Genomic DNA, 26849 nt, shown 5'->3' with positions numbered 1-26849 from the left:
AACCAACTCAAAACTTTATAAAAATTCTTATATCCGAAAGTATCAGCGAAATGCCTTTATGCTTTCTAATAACTGTGCTGTTTCATGCAAAGGCAAACCAACAACATTGCTATAACTGCCACGAATTTGAGGAATATATCGTGCAGCAATCCCTTGTATCGCATATGCCCCTGCCTTTCCGATCGGCTCACCCGTTGCCCAGTATTTTTCCATTTCTGCATGGCTCAAGACTTGTAACTCAACCTGAGTTTTTACAACTGTACTGAGCATCTTAGAGGATTGAGCGACGCATAGTCCAGACAACACGTCATGCCAGTGTCCTGAAAGCGTCGACCAGATTTCAAAGGCGTGCTGCTTTGACTCGGGTTTACCTATAATTTTTCCAGCAAAACTCAAACTGGTATCTGCAGCAATTACAACTGCTTCAGGATAACGCCTTAAAACAACTTTGGCTTTGTCTCTCGCCAAACGTTCCACATAGTGTTCGACTGTTTCACCCGCTAACACCGTTTCATCAACCTCTGGACTAAAAATCTGAAAGTCCAAACCGAGTTGCTGTAACAACTCCTGTCGACGAGGAGAGCTGGATGCTAAAATTATATTCGCCATTTATGTAAACAATAATAAATGACAGGCCATGCAAGTATACCCGTAATGAGCGGTTGCCAATGTCGTGCAATTGAGAAATGTGTACCTGCAATCGTCTGAGCCACCCACAAAAAGGTAATATGTGCAGTAATGGCAATAATCGCAATCACCCATGAATTACCAAAAGTCAAAATTCGACGTTCACGGATAAAATAGCGTGTCGAAAAACAAATCAGAACAAAGCTCAGGGCATTTAAGCCAAGCGGTGCATCTAACAATAAATCGACAAAGATCCCCATCGCAAATGCGAACCAAATACCACACCAAACTGGCTGATAGAGAATCCAAAATAGCGTGATCATCAACATCACCGACGGTCGCCATCCAGATGTATCATAAGCCAATGGATAGACCATCAGTACCGACCCAATCACAATGGAGAGAATAATCATCCAAAGTGGGTCTTTATTGGTTCTGGCATAATTTAATTTAGCGATCGGCATAAGGCTGCTCCTTTGCCAAAGATTCTGAGAACAGAACCACGACATGATGACCACTGGCCAACTGTGCAGTCGGCATGACATCAATTTCAGCAAACTCACCCGAGTTATGACGGCTGACCTTAGAGACTGTTCCAACTAAATAACCTGCTGGAAAATGTTCACCTAAACCAGAACTAAAAACTTTGTCGCCCACTTTAATATTTGCACTGGTCGGCACATATTGCATTTTTAGCTGTCCCAAATCGCCAGTACCAGACACAATCGCTCGCATTCCCGTACGCTCTAAACGTACCGATAAGGAATGTTCTTTATCTGAAAGCAACATGATTCGGGCACTATGCGGATAGACATCGATAATCTGTCCCATGATCCCTTTGTCATCTAAAACGGTCTGACCGATTTTAAGTTGATCGAGCGCACCACGATTGATAATAATAATATGACGTAGTGGATCTGCATCTGTACCAATTACTTCGGCGATTTGCATACGCCCATCAATAATCAATGGCGTATCAAGTAGACCACGTAATCGATTATTTTCAGCAGAAAGTTCTGAAAGTTTTTGCAAGCGAACCTGTGCTTGCAATAACTCAGCTTGCATCGCGGTATTTTCACGGCGCAACTGAGCTTCAGACTTGGTTTGTTGATTCAGCCATTCACGCGACAGTACTGGATAACTTGCCAGCGCATAAATTGGATTATACGCAGCGTACAATACTTCTCTGGCAGGTTGAACCACATGCGGCATGCGCCAATCAAAGAAAAGCACGACCAAACATGTGATGACCGCAATAACAAACGAACGAAAAGAGGGCGGTTTTCTTGAAAAAAGATTCGGTTGCACCGCCTATTCCTTATGAATTAACCAACAAACAGCATGTCATGGTTTGGATTGTCAAAGAACTCTAATACTTTACCTGCACCACGAGTAACACAGGTCAGCGGTTCTTCTGCCACAACGACAGGTAAGCCTGTTTCTTGTGCGATCAATTTATCGAGATTACGGAGTAATGCACCACCACCAGTCAGTACGATCCCACGCTCTGCAATATCAGATGAGAGTTCAGGCGGTGTTTGTTCAAGTGCTGATTTCACCGCACTGACAATACTTTGTAATGGATCAGTAATCGCTTGGGTAATTTCATCAGAAGTCACGGTAATGGCACGAGGAACACCTTCAGCCAAGTTACGACCACGCACTTCAATCTCAAGCGTTTTGCCATCTGCATCTGCAATCGCCATACCGACTTCTTTTTTAATGACTTCAGCAGTTGTTTCACCAATCACGCAACCATGCGCTTTACGCACATAGTTGATAATTTGCTCATCAAAAACATCACCACCGATACGTAGAGAATCTGCGTAGACACAACCTTGCAATGAAATAATGGCAATTTCAGTGGTACCACCACCAACATCAACCACCATAGAACCACATGCTTGCTCAACTGGCATACCTGCGCCAATCGCAGCAGCCATTGGCTCTTCGATCAGACGAACTTCACGCGCACCTGCATTAAATACGGCTTCACGAATCGCGCGACGTTCAACCAAAGTTGATTTGCATGGTACGCAGACCACAACTTTTGGATGATTGGGGAACAAGCGTTTTTCATGTACTTTACTGATAAACTGATGCAGCATCGTTTCAGTAACTTCAAAATCAGCAATCACACCATCTTTCATGGGACGAATGGCTGAAATATTCGCTGGGGTACGGCCTAACATTTGTTTAGCATCAAGACCAACAGCAGCAACTATTTTTTGTGAACCACTGTGACGAATCGCCACAACTGTCGGTTCATTTAATATAATGCCACGGCCTGGTGCATAAATAAGTGTATTTGCAGTACCTAAATCTATGGCTAAATCCGGCGAAAACAAGCCAAGTAGTCTTTTTAGAATCACGGGGGCGTTCTCAATTAAACTTTGTGTGAATACAAGGTGGCAACTTTAACTAAATGTGATGATTTGAACAAGTCAATCGCTTATTATAACGCACTATATTTTGAATTTTTTTGATACTGAATTAGGTAAAGTTATGTCTACATCATCTGATGCGTCACAGACAGCGGATCTAAATGCGCAAACTGTATCGCAAATCGCAAATTTGGCTCGCTTATCCCTAAATGACACGCAATCTGCTGAATATGCTCAAAGTTTGAATAAAATCTTAGGTATGATGGAAACGTTAAAAGGCATTAACACCGATGATGTTGAACCTTTAAAAAGCCCATTTGATCACCCACAACCCTTACGTACTGACGTTGTGAGTGAAACTAATCACCGTGATGAATACCAAGCGGTCGCTCCTGCGACAGAAGCAGGTTTGTACCTAGTCCCTCGTGTAATTGAATAATTTTTATTCGATTAGTCAATATTTTATATTTAGAATGTAAAGAAATTTTTCATATGACAGATTTACATCGCTTAACAATTCGTGAACTCTCTGAAGGCTTACAACAAGCCCAATTTTCATCACGTGAATTGACTGAACATTATTTAAAACGTATCGCCAAAATTGACACAAAAGTAAAGAGTTATGTGACGGTTACAGCAGAACAAGCTTTAGCTGAAGCGGATGCCGCTGATGCTGCACTAAAAGCTGGCAATGCATCTGTACTTGCAGGTATTCCACTGGCGCATAAAGATATTTTTTGTACCAAAGGCATTAAAACCACTGCTGGTTCAAAAATGCTGGATAACTTCATCTCCCCTTATGATGCAACTGTGGTGGCCAAAGCCAAAGCTGCGGGTCTTGTGACCTTAGGCAAGGTGAACATGGATGAATTCGCCATGGGTTCAACCTCGGAAAGCTCTTACTTTGGCGCAACAGGAAACCCTTGGGCACTTGATCATGTGCCGGGTGGTTCTTCAGGTGGCTCTGCTGCTGCTGTAGCGGCTGATCTCGCGCCGATTGCAACAGGTACGGATACTGGCGGCTCAATCCGTCAACCTGCCTCATTCTGCGGTTTAACGGGCTTAAAACCGACTTATGGTCGTGTCTCTCGCTTCGGGATGATTGCTTATGCATCATCACTGGATCAGGGCGGTCCAATGGCACGTTCTGCCGAAGACTGTGCTTACTTGATGAATGTAATCGCAGGCCATGATGCCAAAGACTCAACCTCTATCAATAAAGAAGTTGATGACTACGTTGCCAACTTGAACGCTACATCGGTCAAAGGCTTACGTATTGGTATTCCTAAGCAATACTTCAACGTCTCTGGTTTAGATACTGAGGTCAAAGCCCGTGTCGAAGAATCATTGAAAAAACTTGAGGAAATGGGTGCAAGCTTGGTTGAGATTGATCTCAACATGACTGAAGCCTATGTTCCGACCTACTACTTGATCGCACCTGCGGAAGCATCTTCGAACCTGTCACGTTTTGATGGCGTACGTTATGGCTACCGCTGTGAAAACCCTGTGGACTTGATGGACTTATACAAGCGTTCACGTTCAGAAGGTTTTGGTGCAGAAGTACAACGTCGTATCTTGATTGGTACTTATGCCCTTTCTGCTGGTTATTACGATGCATACTATGTCAAAGCACAAAAAGTACGTCGTCTGATCCAACAAGACTTCTTAAAAGCATTTGAAAATGTCGATGTAATCGCTGCACCATCTGCGCCAACTACAGCATATAAAATCGGTGCGAATCTCAGCCCAACTGAAATGTATTTAGGCGATATTTATACTCTCGCGGTGAACTTGGCAGGTCTTCCAGCCATTAACGCCCCTGTTGGTTTTGATCAAGAAAGCTTGCCTGTCGGCTTACAGTTGATTGGTAACTACTGGTCAGAATCACAATTGCTTTCGATTGTGCATCAATATCAACAAAACACAGACTGGCATACCAAGCGCGCTAGCATTGCTGAGGAGACTGCATAATGACTGAAGCTCAAAAGTTAGCTAAACCAAAATCAAATCTGATTGACGGTTGGGAAGTTGTTATCGGGATCGAGATTCACACGCAGCTTGCAACTAAATCAAAAATCTTCTCAGGTTCATCGACTGAATTTGGTCAAGACCCAAATACGCAAGCCAGCCTCGTTGATTTGGCGATGCCGGGTGTATTGCCTGTATTGAATGCCGAAGTGGTTGATCTTGCGATTCGCTTTGGTTTAGGGATTGATGCCTATATTGACCAAGCATCTGTGTTTGCACGTAAGAACTATTTCTACCCAGACTCACCAAAAGGCTATCAGATCAGCCAAATGGACAATCCAATCGTCGGCTTGGGTCATATTGATATCCAACTTGAAGATGGCACGATCAAGCGCATAGGCGTTACTCGCGCGCATCTTGAGGAAGATGCAGGAAAATCGATCCATGACCAGTTTGAAGGCATGTCAGGAATCGATTTAAACCGTGCAGGTACTCCGCTACTTGAGATCGTATCTGAACCTGATATGCGTTCGGTTGAAGAAGCGGTTGCTTATATCAAATCGATTCACACTTTAGTGCGTTGGTTGGGTATTTCTGATGGCAACATGGCCGAAGGTTCATTCCGTTGTGACTGTAACGTGTCTTTACGTCGTCCAGATCAGCCATTTGGTACGCGTTGTGAGTTGAAAAACCTCAACTCATTCCGTTTCATTGAGCAAGCGATCAATGTTGAAATTGAACGCCAAATGGAAATTTTGGAATACGGCGGCAAGATCGACCAAGAAACCCGTTTGTTCGATCCAGTGAAAATGGAAACTCGTTCGATGCGTTCGAAAGAAGAAGCGAACGACTATCGCTACTTCCCTGACCCTGACCTGCTTCCAGTCATCATTGCTGATGAACAAATTGAAGCGGCTCGCGCTGCACTTCCTGAGTTGCCTAAAGCGCGTCGTGCACGTTTCATCGCTGACTTTAGCGTAACTGAATACGATGCGCATGTGTTGACGCTGTCACGCGAAATAGCAGACTTCTACGAAGCTGTTGTGGTGGCTGCTGGCGGTGCGAAACAAGGTAAGATCGCGGCTAACTGGGTGATGGGCGAATTTTCAGGTGCTTTAAACAAAGCGGGCCTAGAATTGGCGGATTCTCCTGTTTCTGCTGAGCAATTGGGCGGTATGGTGGCACGTATTGTGGATAACACCATCAGTGGTAAGATTGCGAAACAAGTATTTGGCTTTATGTGGGAAGCGGAAGGTAAATCTGCAGATGACATCATTGCTGAGAAAGGCTTGAAGCAAGAAACCGATACAGGTGCGATTGAAGCGATCATCAAAGAAGTGCTTGCAGCCAATGAAAAAATGGTTGAAGAATACAAGTCTGGTAAGGAAAAAGCCTTTAACGGTCTTGTCGGTCAAGTGATGAAAGCGTCTAAGGGTAAAGCCAATCCTGCTCAAGTCAATGAATTAATGAAAAAATTAATTGGTTAAACTAATCTAACTTCAAAAGAAAACCCGCTTTAGAGCGGGTTTTTTAGCTTTTATAAATATTATTTAAAATATTATTCAAAAAATCATCGTAACCATCTAATACTAAATGAATTTTTTGGTCAGCATATTCTTTACATGCTTGTAGCTCTCTCTCATCTAATTTTGCAAATTTTTTCAAATATCTACTTTCAGGATCAATTAAATAAATATTTTTATGGAAAAGTAATTTATCTTTATCCTCTTGTCTCATATAACTATGTACTTCTTCCAAAGCCTGTTCTAAAGATTTAACAATATCGTAAATACAATTATGCATATCAATTAACTTATCAAACTCAGCTTTTTCAGCTTTTTCAGCTTTTTCAGCTTTTTCAGCTTTTTCAGCTTTTTCAGCTTTTTCAGCTTTTTCAAAATAATAATAATTTTTTTGGATTAGTCCTAAAGTATCCCATCTTAAGTTGTCAATTTTTTCAGAAGTTTCTTCAAGTTCATTTGAAATAGAGTTTATATTAGAAAATAATAAATCATCTAAGCTATTACGTATTAGAAATAGATTTATAGTCTTATGTTGACGGGCTAATGATTCCTTTAATTGACTAACAGCCTTTATCCTAGATTGTTCGAAATTTTGTTTTTTCCAAGAATCAAAAGTATATACTAATATTAATGGTGCAAATAAAGTTGCAACTGCAGTAAAAATATAGACGATGTCTGTTCTTGTAGCTGTACTCGATGAAGCTCCTTTAAAGTCAGAGAAAAAATAATATGCAATAATTCCCAATACACAAATAGCTAAATAAGAAAAAAGGAAACAAAAAATATTAGTATATATTTTCTTCTTAGATAAAATTTCTTTCTTAATAACATGAGAAAAATATAAGATTAATGCTGGTAAGTAAAAAACAAAGATGGTTACAAATAAGACAAAAACGCTATATATAAGAACTTCCATCCACCCTCCTATTTTTTAAATTTCTATAAATCAATACAATATACCCCAAAAATTCCACTAAAAAACATGACCATTAAAAATATCCTTAATTGCTAAACTCGAAGACTTAAGACGTATGCAACTATCAAAGTCATTCTTTATGCGTGACTTCCTTTATAGCGAAATCGCCACTTAGTACGGAGTACCCAACTTCCCCGACCATCCTGAGACTGCCACCGTACAGTCACAGAACTATGTAAACAATTACTTAAACCGCTACAAAAAAGTTTGGTCGTATCGCCATTCGATCAGCATATCTCTTACCAAGCGTAAACTAACTCGGCAACGAAAAGAACATAACTGCGCAAGTAACGAGAAGAACTTCGCGAGTCACATTTTGGACTATCTCGATGCAAAAGGCTACGGCGTGTATCGTCATTCCATCATTATTAGAACTGTTGAAAAGATCAGGTAAATAATAGATATGATATAAGACACATCTGTCTATGGGAAATACTTAGGCTATTAAATCTTAGAGATCAATAGTCTCTGCTTTTTAGAATCACTGCCCTCTTAACACACCCAACTTATTCCAAATATCAGGCGTTAAAAAAGTCGTGACTAACTTATTTAAATCAATATAACGCAATGTGCCTTGCAACTGCTGTCTAACCGCTGGGTCTTTCACAATATCCTCACCCGCACTCTGACCTAACTGCTGAAAAGCCTCACCAACTGCTTGAATCCCCTCTGCCTGAATCACCGCTTTAGTCTGAGCCGAACACTGCTCCACGATCACACGCTGTAAAACTTGTGCCAACTTTTGATCAAGCTGAGTTTTTTGCTCAGGCGTGACACTACTAAACGTTTTTAAATCAGGATGTGCCGCTAAAGCACTATAAGTCCATTGCAACACCGTGGTTTTATCCGCTGCCGTAGTCGCCTTAACTAAACAATCACTGAGTTGATCAACTGTAGGCCCTGCCATTGCCACTTGAGTTGTACCTAACACAGCCGCAGCCATGAATACAGAACGACTCAAATGAGAAAATTTACGACGGGGAGAAATATAAACACGAGACATAAGCGCAGTTCCAAAATGCAATCTGTCTCTTTGTACCATAGAGCCAATACAATCATCTGTGAGACTGTGTAACGACAGGTATCATTTCACAACGGCTTCGATCAAATCCAACTCCCACACACCACCAGCAGCTAAACCTTTACACATTCCCGTCCACATATCTCTACTTTGAACAAACTTTTGACCATCCCAAACCCACTCCGAACTTGACCAACAATCCCCAACACCTCGACCTTTTTGCGCACTACCAATCACGCCAGCACCAAAATCAGAAGCATGTTCCGTCACAAAAGTAGCTTTACCCTTTAATGACTCATCCAACACCCACGCACCATAGCCTTCGTTATAAGCCGCGCGCCAGCATAAGCTCATTGCCAATACTTTATGATTACTTAACCTATAGAATTGGATCGGCTGAGATTGCGCACCATCACGAGCATAATCATAAGTCCCTTCACAGAAACCCTCCTCTTTTGGAGTCGGTTGCGCTGCCATTAAACGCTGATAAATAGATGGGTATTGCTTGTTACTTGGTTGTAAGGTCAAATAAGGCTCAGTTGCGGTATTGACCCGCTTGATCACTCGCTTAGGCTGAGCCTTTAAGACTTTGGATTCATCACCCTTACCTTTTTTCACCAATGCGCCTACCGTTCCGACACGCTTCTGAAAATCATCCATTTTCAATAAAGTCGCCGTCATACCAGCGTCCGAGATTTGCCATTGGAAAGACACATTTTTAAATACAATTTCCGATTTTTGCTGCGCCTGTTGCAATAAAGCCGTGACTTGCGATGCAGATAGTTTTCCCATTAAGGGCGATTCATTGCCATCCACCGTCACCTGTCCTAAGTCTTTTCCATTGAGATAGAACCGAATATTTTTTAATTTATGAGCAGGAATACTTTGTTCATCATATAGCGCTAAAGCAAACTTGGCTGTCACCGCTTGCTTCGCACCTGCTTGGCGTGTCAAAAGTAATGAAGCAGGGTTATCTCCAGCCGCATCCGCTTGATAGCCAGCCGCACGACAAATACCTGTATTGCTGCAATACATTTCCCAATTTTGATGAAAAAAAGCAATTCCTTTTATCTCTTGGGCAACAGCAACGGAGCTCATCGCAACTAAACAACAACCTGACAGCAAATTTTTCATGGCTTTTCTCTATTTGGTTTATTTATTATTCATCTCAACAGCAGTTTAACGCTTTTTCTAATTACACTCTAAGCAGATGCCTAAGCACTTAACCTACTCGTATTTAATAACCTCAGAAAATGATTAACTCGCACACTCTTTTCTTTCGTTCGGTAAATTGCATAAATGGGTGCAATGCATGGTTGATCCGCTTCTAAAGGATGATAGACAATCTGCTTGTTCCAAAACTCTTGGATCGAGGCGGGTACGATCGAGAGTCCAATCCCTGCCGCAATCAAATTAAGACTTGAGGTTAAACGTGGCGCCTCTTGGACAATATTTGGACTAAATCCTGCCTGATAACAATTTGCCAAAATATTATCAAATAAGTCTTGTCCGCCTAGACGGCGATATAACACGAACTCATAAGCTTCTAAATCAGGTAAATGAATTGCGCCCTGCTGCTCGACCAAAGGATGGTTGCTCGGCAAAGCCACAACTAAAGGTTCATCTAAGACATACAAACTGTGCAAATCGGCGTGTATCGGTGCTGGTTTCCGCAGGAAGGCAATATCTAATTTTTCATTGATCACCGCATCCACCAAAGCACTACTACTGTCCTCTTCTAAGTGAATGGCAACAGCAGAAAATTGCTCTCGATATTGACGCAATAAAGCAGGTAAAAAAGGGTGTAAACCAATAGAGTGGGTAAATCCAATATTAATCTGACCTTCCTTACCTTGCGCAATATTACGCACTCTTCGGGGAATGGACTCCGCATGATCCAAAATCGTCAGCGCCTCTTGATATAAGGCCTTGCCTGCTTCAGTCACTTCAACACCACGCGGCAATCGTTTTAACAACACGGTATCTAAATCTTTCTCTAAACTTTTGATCAGGCGCGTCAGTGGCGGTTGTTGTATATGCAAGCGAACGGCTGCCTTGGAAATGTTACTTTCCTCAACAACAGCAATAAATGCTTTGAGTTTATGAATGTCGATCATACATACCTTAAAAGTATAGATAAGGAAAAATAAAGCATTTGTAAATATACCACTATTCCACCATCCTATTACTAGTAAAGTCAATCAGGAAACCGTCCCAATGAAGGCTCAAGCCATTTCAATAGCACATGAATCATCATCTACAACACCTGATAATAAGGCGCTGTTTATGGGATTTATGAAATTGGGATTGATCGGCTTTGGTGGGGTTCTGCCATTGGCATATCGCGTCATCGTAGAAGAACAAAAATGGTTAGATGAGGCTAAATTCACAGATCTGCTGGGGATTTGTCAGGTACTACCCGGTGGCAATATTATCAATATGGCAGTAGCGATCGGCATGGAGTTTCAAGGTGCGAAAGGTGCAGTCAGTTCTGTACTTGGCTTGATCTCTGCTCCAACCATCATTGTGTTACTGATCTATCAGACCTACGTGCATTTTCAACATTTATCGAGCGTTAAGCATCTGATTCAAGGTTTAGCTGCCGCCGCTGCAGGCTTACTTTTTGCAACAGGCATAAAAATGTTGAAACCTATTTTTAAAAAACGTTTAACCATTGTCACGATTTTACTGACCTTTATCTTTATGTTGTGGGTCAAGCTGCCATTGCTGCTGATCTTGGTTATTTTACTGGCGATAAATATGTTGGTATTGGGAGTGAAAAAATCATGATATTGCTCACGCTTGCAATGGTATTCACACAACTGTCGCTGGTTGCTTTTGGTGGAGGCAATGCGATCTTGCCTGAAATGCAGCATCAAGTTGTTACCGTTCACCAATGGATGACTGCCGAACAGTTTAGTTCATTGTTTGCGATGGCACAGGCGGCTCCTGGACCCAATATGATGGTCGTTCCATTAGTTGGGTGGCATGTTGCAGGACCAGCGGGACTCATTGTGACATCCATCGCTAAGTTTGGACCATCATCTATTATTACCATTTATGCGCTCAAGTTTTGGCAACGATTCAAACATCACCCTTTACGTGCACGTTTTGAAAAAGCACTTAAACCCATCACAGTCGGCTTGGTTTTGGTCAGTGCGTGGCTAATCGCCGATGCTTCTGCTCAAAACGTTTTGCTGGTTTTGATTGTAATTTTGACCGCAATACTGGGCTTATTTAAGAAAATACATCCATTATGGGTTATGACTTTTGGGGCTGGGTTAGGCATCTGTTTTTTATAAATATAAGCGCATAAAAAAAACCTGCATGATTTATCAATGCAGGTTTTTCTAGAATTATCTATTTATCTAAAATTGATTCAAAGGCTTTAAGACGTTTATGAATCGACAATAGCTCAATAATCGTTTTCCATGACGTAATTAGATATTGAAAAGAATCACGAACTCGATTAAACACGCCTAAAATTTGTTGTAATAAACCTAATGTTAATTTTCCTGCTGCAATGGCGGGAAATAGCACCACGAAATTGTATAAAATATCAAGCTGTCCATACCAAGTTGCAGTCATATTAAAATAAGCATAGTGGAAATATAGTCGGAAGTAGTTTTTTCGAACCTGACCAAACAGCTCTTTTAAAGTTAAAGGTTCGGCCCGATCTGCATGATCTTCACCATAAACCAATTCTTTACGATAAGCCGCTTCAACTTTTTGATTGTTAAATTGTAGACCCGGCAATTTAATCCCAACAACAACCAATAATACAGTTCCAAATATGGACCAACTGACCGCCGCCCAAACTAAGGAATGTTCAATTTCCCCAATAATAGGAATGACAGGCACATGTTTAGACAGTTGGAATAATAGCGGTAAAAATGCAATAAGTGTCATGATTGCTTTGACAAATTCCACACCTAAATCTTCAACAATCGAAGCAAAACGCATGGTGTCTTCTTGAACACGTTGCGATGCACCTTCAACATGTCGTAGTTTTTCCCAATGCTCTACATAGTATTCATTCATCGCCGTACGCCAACGGAAGACGTAATGACTGGTAAAGAAAATATTTAAGATCGCCAAGGTTACATAAACCATCGCGATATAGAGGAAAACGAGTGTCTCTCGATATAACTCAGTGACATCGCCACCACCATTGGTGAGCATTTTCTGAATGAGATCCCAAAAAGGAACATACCAAGCATTTATGGCAACACTGACTTGCACACCAAACCAGATATTAAACAAAATAAAAGCTGAGCCCCAGATCGACCAACGCTGCCATTTATTATCCGAAAAGAATCGCCAAAACCCAGCAAACAGAGCTGTCGCAATCACAAACCAAATATAAAACCAAAGTGATGATGCTTGCCAAAAACGACTAACACCAACGGGTAATGTAGCCTCTGCATACCCTTGAGGAAAACCTAAATATTCACCCCAAGTATTCCCACCTAAAAACCAAGCCAAGGTATTCATGGTGATCCAAATAATCACTGAGATAAAAAATAGGCGTGGGTTTGGAAAAAAAGATTTAAACATTGTGTTTAACAATCCCTGTTGTGCTGCTTTTGATGACCTAGCGCCATGCTATATGATCAAACTTAAATTTGATTAAAAAAAGTTTAATGAATTGTAGTTATTTACCTGTTTTTTCAAACTTTTCATAGCATTTTGTAAGACATTTTTAATTTGTTTATATAAAAGCAATCCTTTGCTAAAAAACAATCAAAGTTATGGCGCTAAATCATTCAACTTTAAAGTGAGGTTTTGCTGAGTTTTAGAACTAGGACGCATCTTGGTTTGAATCGCTAACTGAATATCTGAGAGCTTTTCTTTGGCAGCGTCCGCGCCTGCCTGCATGGTCATTTCACGTCCTTTGACATCAAAGATATGCACTTTTTCACGGAGATCTGGTTGAATCACGATATCCGCATATTTGAGTTCTTCTTCCGCCAAACGCCCTTGCATAATATTAATGTTTTGATTGAATAGCCCCCAAACATTGGTGGTTTCGGTATGAACAGGTTGTGCCAAAATATCAACGGCAATCACCACATCAGCACCCAAATCGCGTGCAACCTGTACAGGCACTGGACTGACTAGTCCCCCATCGACATATTCACTATGACCAATTTTGATCGGGACAAACATACTTGGAATAGAAGCCGACGCTCGTACCGCCTGCCCTGTATTGCCATAATTAAAGACCGTCTTGCTGCCTTCTTTTAATTCTGTTGCAACCACATACATTGGAATCTTAAGTTTTTGTAGCGGAGTATTATGCACTTGCTCATTGACATAATCTTCGACCTTTTTCCCATCAAAGAAACCCTTCAGGCTGACACTGACATCGCGTACATCATTGGCTTTCAACTTTAAAGCAATATCACGCAATTCAGCTGCACTTTTTCCACTGGCATAGATTGAACCAACAATACTCCCAGCACTTGTGCCCACGATAAAATCGGGACGAATACCCTGCTGTTCTAAAACTTCAATCACACCAATATGCGCATAGCCACGCGCACCGCCACTCCCCAGCACTAATGCAATAACGGGGCGTTTTTGCTTTTTGATCTGAGCGAAGGGTTGACTGACCACATGCGCCTGAGCATCGTCAACAATTGGAGATAGATGTTTGGTGGTTTGACAGCCTGTTAACATCATGACTGAAAGTCCAAGTATCCATAACACAAGCTGTTTCATACGCGACATTTGCCATCTTTATTTAATTTCTGGTCGGATTCTAACGACTGCATTGAAAAAAAGATGTAGCATTTTTTTGTATTTTCTCAACAAAACTTCATAAAAAAGCCCCTCGAAAGGGGCTATTTAGGCTTAGAACATTACCAAATATCTGAATCGACTTTTTTCTTCAACTCAGGATAATTATCAATCTTAAACTCAGGCTCTTTAACGCCTTTTTTAAGTTGAGCGGTATAATCTTTCAATAGAATCAAGAAGATTGGGGTCAATAACACAATCGCAATCAAGTTAATGGTTGCCATCAAGCCCATCGACAAATCAGCCATCGACCACACCAATGGTACACTGGTGATCGCGCCGAAGTAGACCATCATTAAGACCATGACACGGAAAATAAACATCAGTTTTGCATTGTTATTGATAAATCTGACGTTACTTTCTGCATAAGCATAGTTACCAATGATTGATGAGAAGGCAAACAAGAAAAGTAAAACTGCAAGGAAACCACCACCCCAAGCACCGATCTGACTTTCTAATGCTTTTTGAGTTAAGGTCACACCTTCAAAACCAGCCTCATGGTACAAACCTGAAACCATAATAATAATAGCTGTACACGAGCAGACCACAAAGGTATCAACAAATACACCGAGCATTTGCACCAAACCTTGGTTTACAGGATGCTTCACATCAGATGCAGCTGCTGCATTTGGTGCAGACCCCATACCTGCTTCGTTTGAGAACAAACCACGTTTAATTCCCAACATCATCGCCATAGAGATCATGGCACCAAAGAAACCACCTGCCGCTGCTTCAAACTCGAATGCTTTGGTGAAAATCAATTTAAAAATTTCAGGTAGCATTGGGAAATTAATCATCGCGATGTACAAAGCAACCCCGATGTATAAAAGTGCCATGAAAGGCACAATCTTCTCTGCAACCTTCGCAATACGCTTAATACCACCAAAAATCACCAGCGCAGTCATGATCACCAGCACGATCCCGAGCCAAGAAACCTCTAAATCAAGACCACCTAAACCCAAGATAACATTGGCTTTATCCCATCCCCAAGCGTGGGAAGTCGCACCGATAATTGCATTTGCTTGAACAGCATTAAAGACAAAGCCATAAGCGAGAATAAGTGAAAGTGCAAACACCACCCCGAGCCATTTTTGCTTTAAACCCTGAGTAATATAGTATGCAGGTCCACCACGGAATTGCTTATTTTGATGATCTCGGACTTTGAACAACTGAGCCAATGACGACTCAACAAATGCTGAACTCATCCCCAAAAAGGCAGTCAACCACATCCAAAAAACAGCACCCGGTCCACCAATCGCAATCGCAATCGCAACACCTGCAATATTACCCACGCCAACACGACTGGCGAGTCCAGTTACAAAAGCCTGAAAAGGGGTAATTCCATGATCATCTTTGCACTCTTTACGGCTACCCTTCATCACACGGATACTTTGCAAAAATAACCGTAGCTGAACTGCACCTGTAATTAAGGTATAAAACAGTCCAACAGCAACCAGTAAAATAACCAAGAAATTCCAAAGTGGATCATTCAAGAATTGTACCCACGACATCAGCGTGGCATTTAATTTTTCATTCATCACTTATTCGCTTTTGCAGATGCTATGTATCAATGGACATAGCCGATTAACAATGGATAAATCAAAAAAGCCCCACAAGGGGCTTTTTAATTCGACTTAGGCAAAGAATTTCAAGATCACTTGAATCACTGTTGCGTTAATTAAATCAACAAAGAACGCACCACATAAAGGAACAATTAAGAATGCTTTATGTGACGGTCCATACATATTGGTAATCGCCTGCATGTTTGCAACAGCGGTTGGTGTTGCCCCCATACCGAAGCCACAATGACCTGCTGCCAGTACCGCAGCATCATAGTTTTTGCCCATGACGCGGAAGGTGATAAATGCAGCATACAATGCCATAACCAATGTTTGCGCGGTTAAAATGATCACCAATGGACCAGCCAAATCTGCCAATTGCCACAGTTTCAGTGATAACAGTGCCATTGCTAAATATAACGAAAGCGACGCATTACCAAATACATCGATTGCACGATCAAAGATATCGACCTTCAACACACTTTCTAAGATATTACGTAAGATCACACCGCCGCCAAGCGCCCATACGAACGTTGGCAACTCAAACCATGTGCCTTTGCTATACCCTGTCATAAACTCTGCAAATGCAAGACAAGCCGCAAACATACCCAAAGTCGTGATCGCATTATCAGCTGTAATCAAACGAACTTGGTGTGGGTTTTCAAAGGGTGCTAAATCATCAGGGTGCGGATCTGGATGAGTATCACGATCTTGGATTTGAGCAGGTGTTTTGGCACGTGCCAAGCTATGACGATTGATCAATAACTTGGCTAACGGACCACCGATAATACCACCGATAATCAAACCAAAAGTTGCACTTGCCATACCCAATGCCAATGCGCCTTGGATACCATATTGGGTTTCAAAAATCTCCCCCCATGCACCCGCCGTACCATGACCACCAGTTAAAGTCACAGAACCAGCAATTAAGCCAATGAGAGGATCAACACCCAATAACGTTGCTAAGCTCATGCCCACAATATCTTGCACAATGATATAGGCAGCGACACAGCCTAGGAAAAGAACCAAGCCAATACCACCTTCTTTTAACTTCATAAAGTTGGCACTTAAACCAATCGAAGCAAAGAAGATCAACATAAAGCTGGTCTGTAATTGGCTACTAAAAATAATACTGTATCCAAAGAATGAATGAACCAGTAATGACAATACTGCTGCAACTAAACCACCAGCGACTGGCTCAGGAATATTATAACGCTTTAAAAAATCAATTTTGTTGACGAGCAGGCGCCCTAATAACAAAACGATAACCGCCGAAATTAAGGTATAAAAACCATTAAAAGTAAATTCCATATCTTCTTCCGTTTATTTCATTCGTTTTTTCGACGTTTTTCCATCTAATAAAACAATGAAATAGTAACTCTCAAAATGAGTGAAAACTCAATCAACTTAATAAAAAGCATACAGTTCTTTGTAAGAACCCTGCGCCTATCAAATCAACTCATTTTCACGGATGATTACACCGCAGGATAGGTTAGAAGTTATAACGCGCCATCGCTCCTACACGGCTATCCTTACCTTTTTGTCCATCAAAGGTCTTACGTTCACCATAGATATACTCTAAGCCAAACGTAATTGGTGTTACTGGTGAATACATGACGTTCCACCAACCTTGTTGCAAAGTTTTGTTTTGTGTTGCATCGGTCACAGCCTGTTTAGCAAAGTCATTGCTATCATCTGCAAACATTGCGCCATAAGCTAAAGTACTACGCAGTTTCGGCGTAATCTGATAGCTTGCACCTGCTGTAAATGCATCAAATTCATTGAGATGTATATCCAAATTATTTGGATTTACATTAAAGGCATTATTGCTATACAGCAAAAACTTGCTGTCACCTTTGACATGTGAATAGTCAATCATTGCCTGTAATGCATCAGTGAACTTATATTTTGCACCAACAGCAACACCCCAACCCAAGTCTGAATCATTGGCACTGATTTGTTTATGATCTTTGTCAAAAGCGGCCTTGCTGCGTGCTTCAGTCAATAAAACACGTGCTGAGCTGGTACCTTTACCTTCTGCAAAGTCATATTTCAGTTTAGAAGTGAATGCGGGTACTCGATTATCATCATTGCTCTTTTCCAAAGCAATGGCATAACTTATATCTGAATCCAATTTACCGCTGTAGCGTACCATCGGGGTGCGGAAGGTTCCAATACCTAATGGTGAGTTAAAATCCAGCATTTCTGGCTGTACATCAGTTGCCAAGAACGTTGAAGTGGTTTGACCAAATAACCAGTCGTTATAAGTCAAATACGCATGCCGAATCCGTATCGTATCATTACTACTACCACCACGAAAATCGACTTCTAACTTAGCACCAACCTTGGCGCCCTCGACAGGTGCTTTAAAATCAAGACCAAATCGGGTTACGGTAGCTGTGCTATAAAAACGATCGCTATTTTTTTCTTGGCCTTCCAGGTCAACTTTGTTAATACGGTTGAATATGCCATCACCACCTTTTACTTGGTAGGAAGCATCACCACGTAGGAAACCATAAAGTTGCACTTGAGCACCTGAAGCAGTGCTAAAGCCTAGAGGAGATTTTTGCGTCGCCTCTGTTGTAACCGTCTGAGCATTGTCATTATTTGCGATAACTGTAGTTGGTGTTTCTACAACTTTAGGGGCATCACTTTGTTGTTTTATTGGAGGTAGATATTGTTCTAATAAAGCCCTTAACTCATTTACTTCAGCGCGAAGCTGTTGAATCTGCTCTTGCTCACTGCTTGCGTGTGCATTGTTCATCATCAAGGCTGCAACGATCATTGCCAAACCTTGCACTACGAACGGCTTGCGGATGAGAGTTGAACTCATAAGAAGCTCCTTTGTCTGGTGTATATTTCAACATTTTCCATAAGTATAAAATTGGGTAAATTTAATACACTTAACATGGAAAATCCCCCTCACCTTTATCAGCAAGGAAAGCCTAATCAATTTTTAAAAAGGGCGTATTATGCATAAATTTAGAATATTGTGTGTATTTTTTTATGGGAAGAACAAGAATACTTTGAACATATCTATCTAAATATTATTTCTATTTCATTGTGTTATAAATAAATTTCTTTTTCACAAAAAGAAATCAAATAGAAAAAAACTGATTCTATTTTGACCAACCCCAAGGCGGTCGATTATTTTTCAAACAAATCTTGATTGGTGGTTTAAAAATCACCCGCAAAAGGTCATGATTGCTTTATAGTCTCACCATATGAGAAAGATCAAAGAAACATCAGGAGATTTTATGAACATGGATCAAGTCCGCTACGTTGATGATGCCATTACATCACGCCATTCAGTACGTGCATTTTTGGACACCCCTGTTGATACCCAAACTATTAAAGACATTCTCGCTGTAGCCAGTCGTGCCCCCTCTGGCACAAACACACAGCCATGGAAGGTCTATGTGGTCACAGGAAAAAAACGAGCGGAAATGATTGACCGTGTTTGTACGGCGCAAGTTGAGCTTTTTCAAAAACCAGAGCTGGCACACCACTATCAAGAGACCTTTGCTTACTATCCTGAAACGTGGATTTCACCCTTTATTGATCGTCGCCGTGAAAATGGCTGGGGACTGTATGGCTTACTTGGCATTCAAAAAGGTGAAAAAGACCGAATGGCTGCACAACAATTACGGAACTTTCAATTGTTTGATGCGCCTGTCGCCTTATACTTTACCGTAAATAAAATCATGGGGATTGGTGCAAAAATGGATATTTCCATGATGATCCAAAACGTCATGATTGCAGCAAAAGCACGTGGTTTAGATACGTGTCCACAAGCGGCTTGGAACCATTTTCACCCCATCGTTTTAGAAGTGCTTGGCGCGCCTGAAGATGAAGATCTGGTCTGTGCCGTCGCATTAGGCTATGCCGATCCAGACCATATAGTGAATACTTTTATTACGCCGCGTGAACCCGTAGAAAACTTCACTGTATTTGTAGATGAATAATTCAAACTTTCAACAGTATCTCTAAACGGAGATACTGTTTTGCTGTTTACCAACTTTAAAAATCATCAACAATCCGACACTGGTAAACATCAACATCATCAAACCCATATTAAGCGATGCTTTCCAAATCAAGAAATTGAGAATCACGCCACCGAGTAAACCAAAGGCAAACTGGGTACTGCCCATGATTGCGCTCGCAGTTCCCGCTCGCGCACCTTGCTGAGACATTGCCAGTGCCATCGCATTTGGACCTGTTAAACCGATACCTGATACCACTAAGAACAAGCCAACCATTAAAAACCACAAAGGTGCATTTACCATCAAGCCTGCACTCACCACAATCAAAGCACCAAAGCATTGAATAGAACCACCTAAACGTAAGCGCGGAAAAATACCCATTCGCGTATTCAAATGCTTATTCAATGACGACATCAACATAATGCCTGCCGCATTCAGTGCAAATGCGTAAGAGAATTGCTGCTGAGACAGTCCATATTGGCCCATAAAAACAGCAGAAGCTGAGCTGATATAACAAAATAATGCAGCGCCAGTTAGACAACCTGCCAACATCGGCACTCTAAAACTTTCATCTTTTAAAATCGCAGCATAGAGCGTGGTGACTTGATAAACCGATAGTTTTAAACGACGCTCCACAGGCAACGATTCTGTAAAGAAAAAGTGTACGCACAACCAACAGATCACACCAATGATGGCTAAGCAGACAAAAATAACCTGCCAAGGAAAGAAAATTAAAATCCAAGCACCAAAGATCGGTGACAAAATCGGTGCCAGTCCCATCACGATCATCATGCTAGAAAAAGCCTGTGCAGAACCTGCGACATCCAAACGATCTCGAATCGCTGCTCTAGCAATCACCACACCCACGCAACCACCTAAAGCTTGAAAAATACGCGCGGCTATTAAACTCCATTCATTGGTAACCAAAACGCAAGCCAAACTGGCGATCGCATATAAAGCTAACCCAAAATATAACGGTGTCTTACGCCCAATACGATCACTAATCGGTCCATAAAAAAGTTGACCGATGGCAAGCCCCAAGAAATATGCAGGCAAACTGTTGGCTACCATTTGCGTACTAACTCCGAACTCGTCTGCCATTTGCGGCAATGCAGGTAAATACATGTCGATCGAAAGCGGCCCCAATGCCGTTAATAGGGCAAGTAACATAATCCATGCTGTGGAATACTGACGCTTTTGAGATTGCTCCGCCTGCATAATGCTGTACTTTTCAAGTTTATTGAGATTGTAAGCTTAGCATCCTCGCTTTAATTTGTGCATAATATGAAGAATAAAATCGACGGCACAATACAAAAAGGACAGCTCTTGAATCCTTGGTTCAAACGTTTAAAACAAGCAACCTATAACACCACGTTTATGTACAACGTGCGTATGTTAATCGCTTTTACGGGAACGGCATTTGTTCCTTATTTGATGGGATACCAACTTGCTACGATTCCATTGACTTTAGGTGTGGTTGCGGCGGGAATTAGTGACATTGATGATCGCTTTTCCGTTCGCATCATGAACCTGATTTACACCTATATCGGTTTCTTTATCACCGCTGCCTCGGTTCAATTGTTATTCCCCTATCCAATGGTTTTTGCCATTGGACTGATTGCCTCATGCATTGGCTGGATTCTGTTGGGTTCGCTCGGTCGTCGTTATGCCACGATTGCTTACGGATGTTTGGTTATTTCCGTATACACCATGTTAGGAGTGCATCTATTTGAGCAATGGTATCTACAGCCCGCTTTATTAGTGGCTGGCGCAGCTTGGTATGGTCTCATTTCAACAATTAGTTTTCTGTTATTTCCTGTTCGACAGTTACAAGATCAACTCTCAGCCTCATATAGCGCATTAGGAAGTTTCTTATATGCCAAATCAAATTTGTTTGATGTCGACATGACGCCTTCAAGTTATCAGCAAAGCATGATTGATTTGTCGATGGAAAATAGCAAACTGATTGCGATTTTTAATAATTTACGCGTGGCATTACTGACTCGGCTCAAAGGTGACCGAGGGCAAAAAGATACGCGGCGCAGTCTACAGTATTATTTTGTGGTTCAAGATATTCACGAACGTGCAGACTCCGCCCACATTGACTATCAAAAACTGGCAAAAGTTTTCCAACACAGCGATATCTTGTTCCGCTTCCAACGGATTTTGTCGATCCAAGGTAAGGCTTGTCAGGACTTGGCGCAATCTATTTTAAGCCGCACACGTTATGTGCATAACAAACGCTTTAAACATAGCTTTGAAAACTTAAGACTATCCCTAGAAAAGATGCGTGAAGATGGCATCTATGATCAGGTGAGGATTAATGCCTTATTTGCGCTTTATCAAAATCTAAAATCAATTGATGCACAATTACAAAACCTAGAGACAGAACGAAACCTGCAATTAGACACGGTCCAACAAGTCGAAAACCAGCTCAAAGATGATGATCTTAAAGGGGTAAATGACATTATTGTGCGTGTAAAACAGCACCTAAGTCCTGAATCTGTTTTATTCCGGCATGCTGTCCGCTTATCTATCGTTCTCTTTATCGGTTATCTATTTATTCAACTCACCAATATTGAATATGGTTATTGGATTTTGATGACCGCATTGTTTGTCTGCCAGCCTAACTTCAATGCCACTAAACGACGCTTATACTTACGGATTGTCGGTACTTTGGTGGGGATCATTGTTGGTCTAGCAATTATCTATTTTATTCCTTCAATCGAAGGACAACTGGTCATGTTGATACTCAGTGGAATTTTATTTTTCGAACTTCGGAGTAAACAATATGCACAAGCTACCGCGTTCATTACGATTTTGGCGTTAATTAACTTTAACCTAGATGGTTCTGCATTTGCCGCGGGTCTGCCTCGCTTGATTGATACCGTTATTGGCTGTGCCTTGGCGTGGTTTGGGGTCAGCTTCATTTGGCCAGATTGGAAGTTTCGTAGACTGCCTCGCTCGATTCAACGTTCTTTACAGGCACAATGTAAATACTTAGCAGAAGTGGTTGAACAATATCACCAAGGTCGCAATAACGCATTGAACTATCGTGTGGTTCGACGTACCGCACACAATACCGATGCAGAAGTCGCTTCATTGATTTCCACACTCGCCACAGAACCGAATATTGATAGCACGCGAAAAACACAGGCTTTTGAGTTTCTTTGTCTTAGCCATACCTTTTTAAGCTATATCGCTGCACTTGGAGCACATCGTGAGCAAATTCAAGATCAAGAGGTTTTAACATTGTTAGACCAAGCTCTAGATGATATCCAAGGTGCGTTATTACGCGATGAGGTGCCTGGTTTATCTGCACAAAATATGCTGCAAAACATCCGACAACGCTTGAGTCGCAATGAGGAAAATGATCCAAAGTCATTAATTATTTTACAACAACTCTCGCTCATGTTCAGTATTTTGACGCGTTTAAGCATGCTTAAACAAAGTCTACGGCACGAGCCTAATGAAGACGGCACTGAGTTTGCTTCACTGTAACAAAGTGTGGAGCAATACTAATCGCCTATTACGTCCATATATCTTTGATTGAGAGCGTTTATGTCGTGCCAACACGCGCTAATTAATGCTAAACTTAATCCAGTTCTAGACTCAATTTTTAAACTATGACCGCCAAAAATTTATACGCTTATACGCTACAACCTGTTCCTTATGAAGTTTCTGAAGTTGAACAACGTCAAGCTCAACTTATGATTTGGCGCAGTACCAACAAGTTCAGCCGCAAAGCATGGATCATCATGATCGCACTTGTGGTACTTTCTTTAGTTTCTGCAGGACTCATCAAGTATTATTCTACTTACTCAACAGTGATTTGTTGGGTTGTGATTATCGGGGTTGCGCTTTTCTACATCATTAAAAGATTCGGTCTTGAATGGTACGTAAAACGTAAAATGAAAGAGTTCCCTGTCCAAGATATTAAAGGGATCCGTTTAGGTGTACAGCCTCATGGTATCGTGATGCGTCAAAAAGTAGGCCTGCAAGAAGGTACGGCTACGATTGGTTGGAAAGATATTTACGAGTGGTATAACTCACCAGACTTTATCCTTGTAAATTTCAAAGTGAAAACGCCAAAAGGTGAACAACAACAAGGTGCTTATATCCTGCCAAAACGTATGGACTCTAAGAACTTTGCATTCAAAACAATCCGTAAACACTTGAATGAAACTGTTGGTGCGGCAAAACCTATTTAATATGAATATTGATGTAACCAACCTCTCTTTATGAGAGGTTTTTTACGCCTGCAAGAATCAAATGAGAATAAAAATCAATATTATTCTTATCAAAACGAATGCCTTCCGCTATAATTTGCCCATATTTGTTCTCCCACCTGCATACCGTCAAAACCATGTTTAAAAAAGCTTTCTTTCAGATCCATTGGTTTTTAGGGATCACCGCTGGTCTCATCCTGTCTTTAATGGGTGTTACAGGCGCAATTTACTCATACGATCAACAAATTCTAAAATGGATCAACCATGATAGCTATGTGGTCGAAGCTGCGGTTGTACCCAAATTAACCCCTGCTCAGCTCTACTTACATTTCAATCAACAGCAACCCGAGATTGAAATCAATAGCATTACCATTGCGACTGACCCTACAGCATCCTCCACCGTCAATATTAAAAAAGAAGGCGCACGTCGTGGCTATAACATGATGGTAAATCCCTATACGGCTGAGGTACTGCCCGAAGTAAAGGGACGTGAGTTTTTCCAGTTTATCCAGCGATTACATCGCAACTTAACGGCTGGCGAATATGGTGCACAAATCACAGGTGCATCAACACTGATCCTTATTTTCTTTGTATTAAGTGGTATTTATCTACGCTTTCCAAAGAAACATACTTTTAAACAATGGTTCTTGATCAAACCTAAATTGAAAGGTCGTAATTTTATTTGGGACTTACATGCAGTCGTAGGCACATGGGTGATTGTGTTTTACCTCTTGTTTGCATGTACGGGTTTGTACTGGTCTTATGACTGGTGGCGTTCAGGTATGTTCAAAGTCATGGGCGTAGAACAACCACAACGTAATCAACACAACCCTGAACAACATAAAAATGAACAACCAGATTTATCCAATCAACAAGTCGGCATGATTCTGACCCAAACTTGGACTGGAGTGAATGCCAACATCGGACGCGAATACTCGAGTTTGACGCTAAATATACCGAAACAGGACGATCAAAAAGTTGAGTTAACATTTGTTGATGCAATTGCACAACATGAACGCGCACGCAACCAAGCGGTATACAACTATCAAGAGCACAAATTTGAAAAGTTTGAATTATACGAAGATAAAAAGCTCAATGAAAAAATCATGAGCAGCATGCTGCCTGTTCATCGAGGTAGCTTTTTTGGATCAACTTATCAATTCATTGCTATGCTTGCATCATTGGCCATGCCATTATTTTTTGTGACAGGCTGGATGCTTTACCTTAAACGACGTAAGCAAAAAAAATTAACACTCGCAGCTCGCCAATCTCTGATCGGCCAACAGATTGATCCAAATGCAACGCCTTGGCTCATTACTTATGCATCGCAAACGGGCGTGGCTGAACAACTGGCTTGGCGTACTGCAACAAGCTTACAAGAGGCACAACAACCAACAATCGTCAAACCTATTCAACAACTGACAGAACAAGATCTGCAACACGCTCAACAGGTTTTATTTGTTGTGAGTACCTACGGTACAGGTGAAGCACCAGACTTAGCGACAGGCTTTAACAAAAAGCTGATGCAACAACGCCTTGACCTTAGTCAAATGCAATATGCAGTTCTCGCACTTGGCTCTAAAGAATATGTAGACAGTTATTGCAGCTTTGGTCATGCAGTGAATACATGGTTACAGCAATGCCACGCACAGCCATTGTTTGATTTAATCGAAGTTGACAATGCAAATACCCATGATATTCAACGCTGGAATCAGGCTTTATCGGTTGTGACTCAGCATGAATTGCATGCAATGAATATCGAAAAAACCTTTGATCAATGGACATTAAGCCAACGTAATGTGCTGAACCCAAATAGTCTGGGACAAGCGGCTTATAATATCGAACTCACTGCAACACATGATATGACTTGGCATGCAGGTGATATCGCAGAGATTCAACCTGCCAATAGTTTGGTTGAGATTCAAGCCTTCTTAGACAAACTGCAAATTCCAGCACAAGCATTCATAAAATCACGTAATCAAAATATCGAGCACGCACTTTGGGATAAAAACTTATGGGTTGAAATTCAGCCTTTTAGTGATCTCGAACAATTGCTAGAACAATTACCCACCCTACCGACTCGTGAATACTCAATTGCCAGTATTCCATCGCAACAAGTATTAAGACTTGTGATACGTCAGCATTACGATGAACAGGGTCAACACGGCTTAGGATCAGGCTGGTTAACGACGTTTGCACAGCTTAAACAAGATATTGCTTTGCGCATCCGTACCAACGAATCGTTCCATCTCATTGATGACAACCGCCCTATTATTTGTATCGGCAATGGTACTGGTATCGCAGGTTTAATGAGTTTATTGCAGCAGCGCAATCGTCAAGATTATTCAGCGAATTGGCTTATTTTTGGTGAACGTCAGCGCGACCATGATTTCTTTTACCAAGAAACCCTTCAAGCTTGGAAAAACATGGGCACACTACAACGCCTAGACCTCGCCTTTTCTAGAGATCAAGAACAAAGGATCTATGTACAAGATATCTTGCGCGACAATGCTGATGAGTTAATCAACTGGATCAAGCAAGGGGCTGTGATTTACGTCTGCGGTAGCATTGATGGTATGGCAGCAGGCGTGGATCAAGCTCTCATCGAGATATTGGGTGAAGATCAGGTTGATGAATTACGTCAAACTGGACGTTACCGTCGAGATGTGTACTAAATCCAAAGCAATAAAACGGGTGTTGAATCACTCGTTTTATTGTTTGAAGATTAAATTTGATGATTAAAAAAAGTTTGCCTTTCAATTCATTTTACATACACT

Annotated in this window: 23 protein-coding genes; 9 read left to right on the top strand and 14 right to left on the bottom strand. The window is 41.3% G+C overall.

All coding sequences use genetic code 11. The features are described from left to right. Positions 1–42 precede the first annotated feature (42 nt). The 4 genes from MMO38_RS01190 to MMO38_RS01175 are packed head-to-tail and all read right to left on the bottom strand — an operon-like array spanning position 43 to position 2999. On the bottom strand, positions 43–609 hold the full coding sequence (locus MMO38_RS01190) for a Maf family nucleotide pyrophosphatase (RefSeq protein ID WP_241322168.1): 567 nt from the start codon (positions 607–609) through the stop codon (positions 43–45). Next, positions 597–1091: a rod shape-determining protein MreD gene (mreD, locus tag MMO38_RS01185; protein ID WP_004669357.1), complete on the bottom strand. Its 495-nt coding sequence runs from the start codon at positions 1089–1091 to the stop codon at positions 597–599. Before mreD ends, MMO38_RS01190 begins: the two co-directional genes overlap by 13 nt. After that, positions 1078–1935 (bottom strand): rod shape-determining protein MreC, encoded by an 858-nt coding sequence (mreC, locus tag MMO38_RS01180; protein ID WP_004669359.1) that lies wholly within the window; start codon positions 1933–1935, stop codon positions 1078–1080. The genes mreD and mreC overlap by 14 nt, the downstream gene beginning before the upstream one ends. Positions 1936–1952: 17 nt before the next feature. Continuing rightward, positions 1953–2999: a rod shape-determining protein gene (locus MMO38_RS01175; protein WP_121928651.1), complete on the bottom strand. Its 1047-nt coding sequence runs from the start codon at positions 2997–2999 to the stop codon at positions 1953–1955. A 133-nt stretch (positions 3000–3132) separates the two neighbouring features. Between MMO38_RS01175 and gatC the strand changes: the two genes are divergently transcribed. The 3 genes from gatC to gatB are packed head-to-tail and all read left to right on the top strand — an operon-like array spanning position 3133 to position 6466. After that, on the top strand, positions 3133–3450 hold the full coding sequence (gatC, locus tag MMO38_RS01170) for an Asp-tRNA(Asn)/Glu-tRNA(Gln) amidotransferase subunit GatC (RefSeq protein WP_004669364.1): 318 nt from the start codon (positions 3133–3135) through the stop codon (positions 3448–3450). Between the two features lie 53 nt (positions 3451–3503). Beyond that, entirely contained in the window at positions 3504–4982 is a 1479-nt protein-coding gene (gene gatA, locus MMO38_RS01165; RefSeq protein WP_241322167.1) for an Asp-tRNA(Asn)/Glu-tRNA(Gln) amidotransferase subunit GatA, read from the top strand. Then, on the top strand, positions 4982–6466 hold the full coding sequence (gene gatB, locus MMO38_RS01160) for an Asp-tRNA(Asn)/Glu-tRNA(Gln) amidotransferase subunit GatB (RefSeq protein ID WP_241322166.1): 1485 nt from the start codon (positions 4982–4984) through the stop codon (positions 6464–6466). Before gatA ends, gatB begins: the two co-directional genes overlap by 1 nt. 43 nt (positions 6467–6509) lie before the next feature. Here the strand turns inward: gatB and MMO38_RS01155 are convergent, their stop codons facing one another. The 4 genes from MMO38_RS01155 to MMO38_RS01140 all read right to left on the bottom strand — a co-directional run bounded on the left by MMO38_RS01155 (position 6510) and on the right by MMO38_RS01140 (position 10616). Next, positions 6510–7418, bottom strand: a complete 909-nt coding sequence (locus MMO38_RS01155) for a hypothetical protein (RefSeq protein WP_241322164.1) — start codon at positions 7416–7418, stop codon at positions 6510–6512. Between the two features lie 541 nt (positions 7419–7959). After that, positions 7960–8481: a hypothetical protein gene (locus MMO38_RS01150; RefSeq protein ID WP_241322163.1), complete on the bottom strand. Its 522-nt coding sequence runs from the start codon at positions 8479–8481 to the stop codon at positions 7960–7962. Between the two features lie 81 nt (positions 8482–8562). Beyond that, positions 8563–9633: a DUF1176 domain-containing protein gene (locus MMO38_RS01145; protein ID WP_241322162.1), complete on the bottom strand. Its 1071-nt coding sequence runs from the start codon at positions 9631–9633 to the stop codon at positions 8563–8565. Positions 9634–9713: 80 nt separating this feature from the next. Beyond that, positions 9714–10616: a LysR family transcriptional regulator gene (locus MMO38_RS01140; protein WP_241322160.1), complete on the bottom strand. Its 903-nt coding sequence runs from the start codon at positions 10614–10616 to the stop codon at positions 9714–9716. Positions 10617–10716: 100 nt separating this feature from the next. On the opposite strand from MMO38_RS01140, the gene MMO38_RS01135 reads away from it, so the two are divergent. Both MMO38_RS01135 and MMO38_RS01130 read left to right on the top strand, forming a co-directional pair. Continuing rightward, positions 10717–11289, top strand: coding sequence for a chromate transporter (locus tag MMO38_RS01135; protein WP_241322159.1), 573 nt, complete (start codon positions 10717–10719; stop codon positions 11287–11289). Further along, positions 11286–11801, top strand: coding sequence for a chromate transporter (locus tag MMO38_RS01130; protein ID WP_241322157.1), 516 nt, complete (start codon positions 11286–11288; stop codon positions 11799–11801). Before MMO38_RS01135 ends, MMO38_RS01130 begins: the two co-directional genes overlap by 4 nt. A gap of 58 nt (positions 11802–11859) precedes the next feature. On the opposite strand, the gene sbmA is transcribed toward MMO38_RS01130, so the two are convergent. The 5 genes from sbmA to MMO38_RS01105 all read right to left on the bottom strand — a co-directional run bounded on the left by sbmA (position 11860) and on the right by MMO38_RS01105 (position 18693). After that, complete coding sequence (gene sbmA, locus MMO38_RS01125; RefSeq protein WP_241322155.1) at positions 11860–13056, bottom strand: peptide antibiotic transporter SbmA; 1197 nt, start codon at positions 13054–13056, stop codon at positions 11860–11862. 192 nt (positions 13057–13248) lie between these two features. Next, positions 13249–14223 (bottom strand): patatin-like phospholipase family protein, encoded by a 975-nt coding sequence (locus MMO38_RS01120; RefSeq protein ID WP_241322276.1) that lies wholly within the window; start codon positions 14221–14223, stop codon positions 13249–13251. Positions 14224–14363: 140 nt separating this feature from the next. Further along, positions 14364–15839, bottom strand: coding sequence for an alanine/glycine:cation symporter family protein (locus MMO38_RS01115; RefSeq protein ID WP_005195436.1), 1476 nt, complete (start codon positions 15837–15839; stop codon positions 14364–14366). A gap of 96 nt (positions 15840–15935) precedes the next feature. Then, positions 15936–17171 carry a sodium/glutamate symporter gene (gene gltS, locus MMO38_RS01110; RefSeq protein ID WP_005195435.1) on the bottom strand — a complete coding sequence of 412 codons (1236 nt, stop codon included), beginning with the start codon at positions 17169–17171 and terminating at the stop codon, positions 15936–15938. A 181-nt stretch (positions 17172–17352) separates the two neighbouring features. Further along, positions 17353–18693: a DcaP family trimeric outer membrane transporter gene (locus MMO38_RS01105; protein WP_241322154.1), complete on the bottom strand. Its 1341-nt coding sequence runs from the start codon at positions 18691–18693 to the stop codon at positions 17353–17355. Positions 18694–19117: 424 nt separating this feature from the next. On the opposite strand from MMO38_RS01105, the gene MMO38_RS01100 reads away from it, so the two are divergent. Continuing rightward, positions 19118–19825, top strand: coding sequence for a nitroreductase (locus tag MMO38_RS01100; protein WP_241322152.1), 708 nt, complete (start codon positions 19118–19120; stop codon positions 19823–19825). A 21-nt stretch (positions 19826–19846) separates the two neighbouring features. Here MMO38_RS01100 and MMO38_RS01095 read toward each other — a convergent pair whose 3' ends face one another. Continuing rightward, entirely contained in the window at positions 19847–21061 is a 1215-nt protein-coding gene (locus tag MMO38_RS01095; RefSeq protein ID WP_241322150.1) for a multidrug effflux MFS transporter, read from the bottom strand. Between the two features lie 108 nt (positions 21062–21169). Between MMO38_RS01095 and yccS the strand changes: the two genes are divergently transcribed. The 3 genes from yccS (at position 21170) to MMO38_RS01080 (ending at position 26747) form a co-directional block, all read left to right on the top strand. Continuing rightward, on the top strand, positions 21170–23344 hold the full coding sequence (gene yccS / locus MMO38_RS01090) for a YccS family putative transporter (RefSeq protein ID WP_241322274.1): 2175 nt from the start codon (positions 21170–21172) through the stop codon (positions 23342–23344). A gap of 125 nt (positions 23345–23469) precedes the next feature. Continuing rightward, entirely contained in the window at positions 23470–24054 is a 585-nt protein-coding gene (locus MMO38_RS01085) for a YcxB family protein (RefSeq protein ID WP_004669402.1), read from the top strand. A gap of 155 nt (positions 24055–24209) precedes the next feature. Beyond that, positions 24210–26747, top strand: coding sequence for a sulfite reductase flavoprotein subunit alpha (locus tag MMO38_RS01080; protein ID WP_241322149.1), 2538 nt, complete (start codon positions 24210–24212; stop codon positions 26745–26747). Positions 26748–26849: the final 102 nt, after the last annotated feature.

Origin of the sequence: Acinetobacter sp. NIPH 1852 (assembly GCF_022549455.1) — a bacterium.
In the GTDB taxonomy this organism is placed as follows: Bacteria; Pseudomonadota; Gammaproteobacteria; order Pseudomonadales; family Moraxellaceae; genus Acinetobacter.
The sequence above is the reverse complement of the archived record's forward strand: the minus strand, read 5'-3'. Positions and strand labels throughout refer to the sequence as shown.

What these genes read in the sequence shown, in the direction of transcription:
- gltS (WP_005195435.1), bottom strand. Translation starts at nt 17,171, where the DNA reads ATGGAATTTACTTTTAATGGTTTTTATACCTTAATTTCGGCGGTTATC.
- MMO38_RS01155 (WP_241322164.1), bottom strand. Translation starts at nt 7,418, where the DNA reads ATGGAAGTTCTTATATATAGCGTTTTTGTCTTATTTGTAACCATCTTT.
- MMO38_RS01115 (WP_005195436.1), bottom strand. Translation starts at nt 15,839, where the DNA reads ATGAATGAAAAATTAAATGCCACGCTGATGTCGTGGGTACAATTCTTG.
- gatC (WP_004669364.1), top strand. Translation starts at nt 3,133, where the DNA reads ATGTCTACATCATCTGATGCGTCACAGACAGCGGATCTAAATGCGCAA.
- gatB (WP_241322166.1), top strand. Translation starts at nt 4,982, where the DNA reads ATGACTGAAGCTCAAAAGTTAGCTAAACCAAAATCAAATCTGATTGAC.
- gatA (WP_241322167.1), top strand. Translation starts at nt 3,504, where the DNA reads ATGACAGATTTACATCGCTTAACAATTCGTGAACTCTCTGAAGGCTTA.
- mreD (WP_004669357.1), bottom strand. Translation starts at nt 1,091, where the DNA reads ATGCCGATCGCTAAATTAAATTATGCCAGAACCAATAAAGACCCACTT.
- MMO38_RS01135 (WP_241322159.1), top strand. Translation starts at nt 10,717, where the DNA reads ATGAAGGCTCAAGCCATTTCAATAGCACATGAATCATCATCTACAACA.
- MMO38_RS01150 (WP_241322163.1), bottom strand. Translation starts at nt 8,481, where the DNA reads ATGTCTCGTGTTTATATTTCTCCCCGTCGTAAATTTTCTCATTTGAGT.
- MMO38_RS01190 (WP_241322168.1), bottom strand. Translation starts at nt 609, where the DNA reads ATGGCGAATATAATTTTAGCATCCAGCTCTCCTCGTCGACAGGAGTTG.
- sbmA (WP_241322155.1), bottom strand. Translation starts at nt 13,056, where the DNA reads ATGTTTAAATCTTTTTTTCCAAACCCACGCCTATTTTTTATCTCAGTG.
- MMO38_RS01130 (WP_241322157.1), top strand. Translation starts at nt 11,286, where the DNA reads ATGATATTGCTCACGCTTGCAATGGTATTCACACAACTGTCGCTGGTT.
- MMO38_RS01120 (WP_241322276.1), bottom strand. Translation starts at nt 14,223, where the DNA reads ATGAAACAGCTTGTGTTATGGATACTTGGACTTTCAGTCATGATGTTA.
- MMO38_RS01095 (WP_241322150.1), bottom strand. Translation starts at nt 21,061, where the DNA reads ATGCAGGCGGAGCAATCTCAAAAGCGTCAGTATTCCACAGCATGGATT.
- MMO38_RS01140 (WP_241322160.1), bottom strand. Translation starts at nt 10,616, where the DNA reads ATGATCGACATTCATAAACTCAAAGCATTTATTGCTGTTGTTGAGGAA.
- MMO38_RS01085 (WP_004669402.1), top strand. Translation starts at nt 23,470, where the DNA reads ATGACCGCCAAAAATTTATACGCTTATACGCTACAACCTGTTCCTTAT.
- MMO38_RS01145 (WP_241322162.1), bottom strand. Translation starts at nt 9,633, where the DNA reads ATGAAAAATTTGCTGTCAGGTTGTTGTTTAGTTGCGATGAGCTCCGTT.
- MMO38_RS01100 (WP_241322152.1), top strand. Translation starts at nt 19,118, where the DNA reads ATGAACATGGATCAAGTCCGCTACGTTGATGATGCCATTACATCACGC.
- MMO38_RS01105 (WP_241322154.1), bottom strand. Translation starts at nt 18,693, where the DNA reads ATGAGTTCAACTCTCATCCGCAAGCCGTTCGTAGTGCAAGGTTTGGCA.
- MMO38_RS01080 (WP_241322149.1), top strand. Translation starts at nt 24,210, where the DNA reads ATGTTTAAAAAAGCTTTCTTTCAGATCCATTGGTTTTTAGGGATCACC.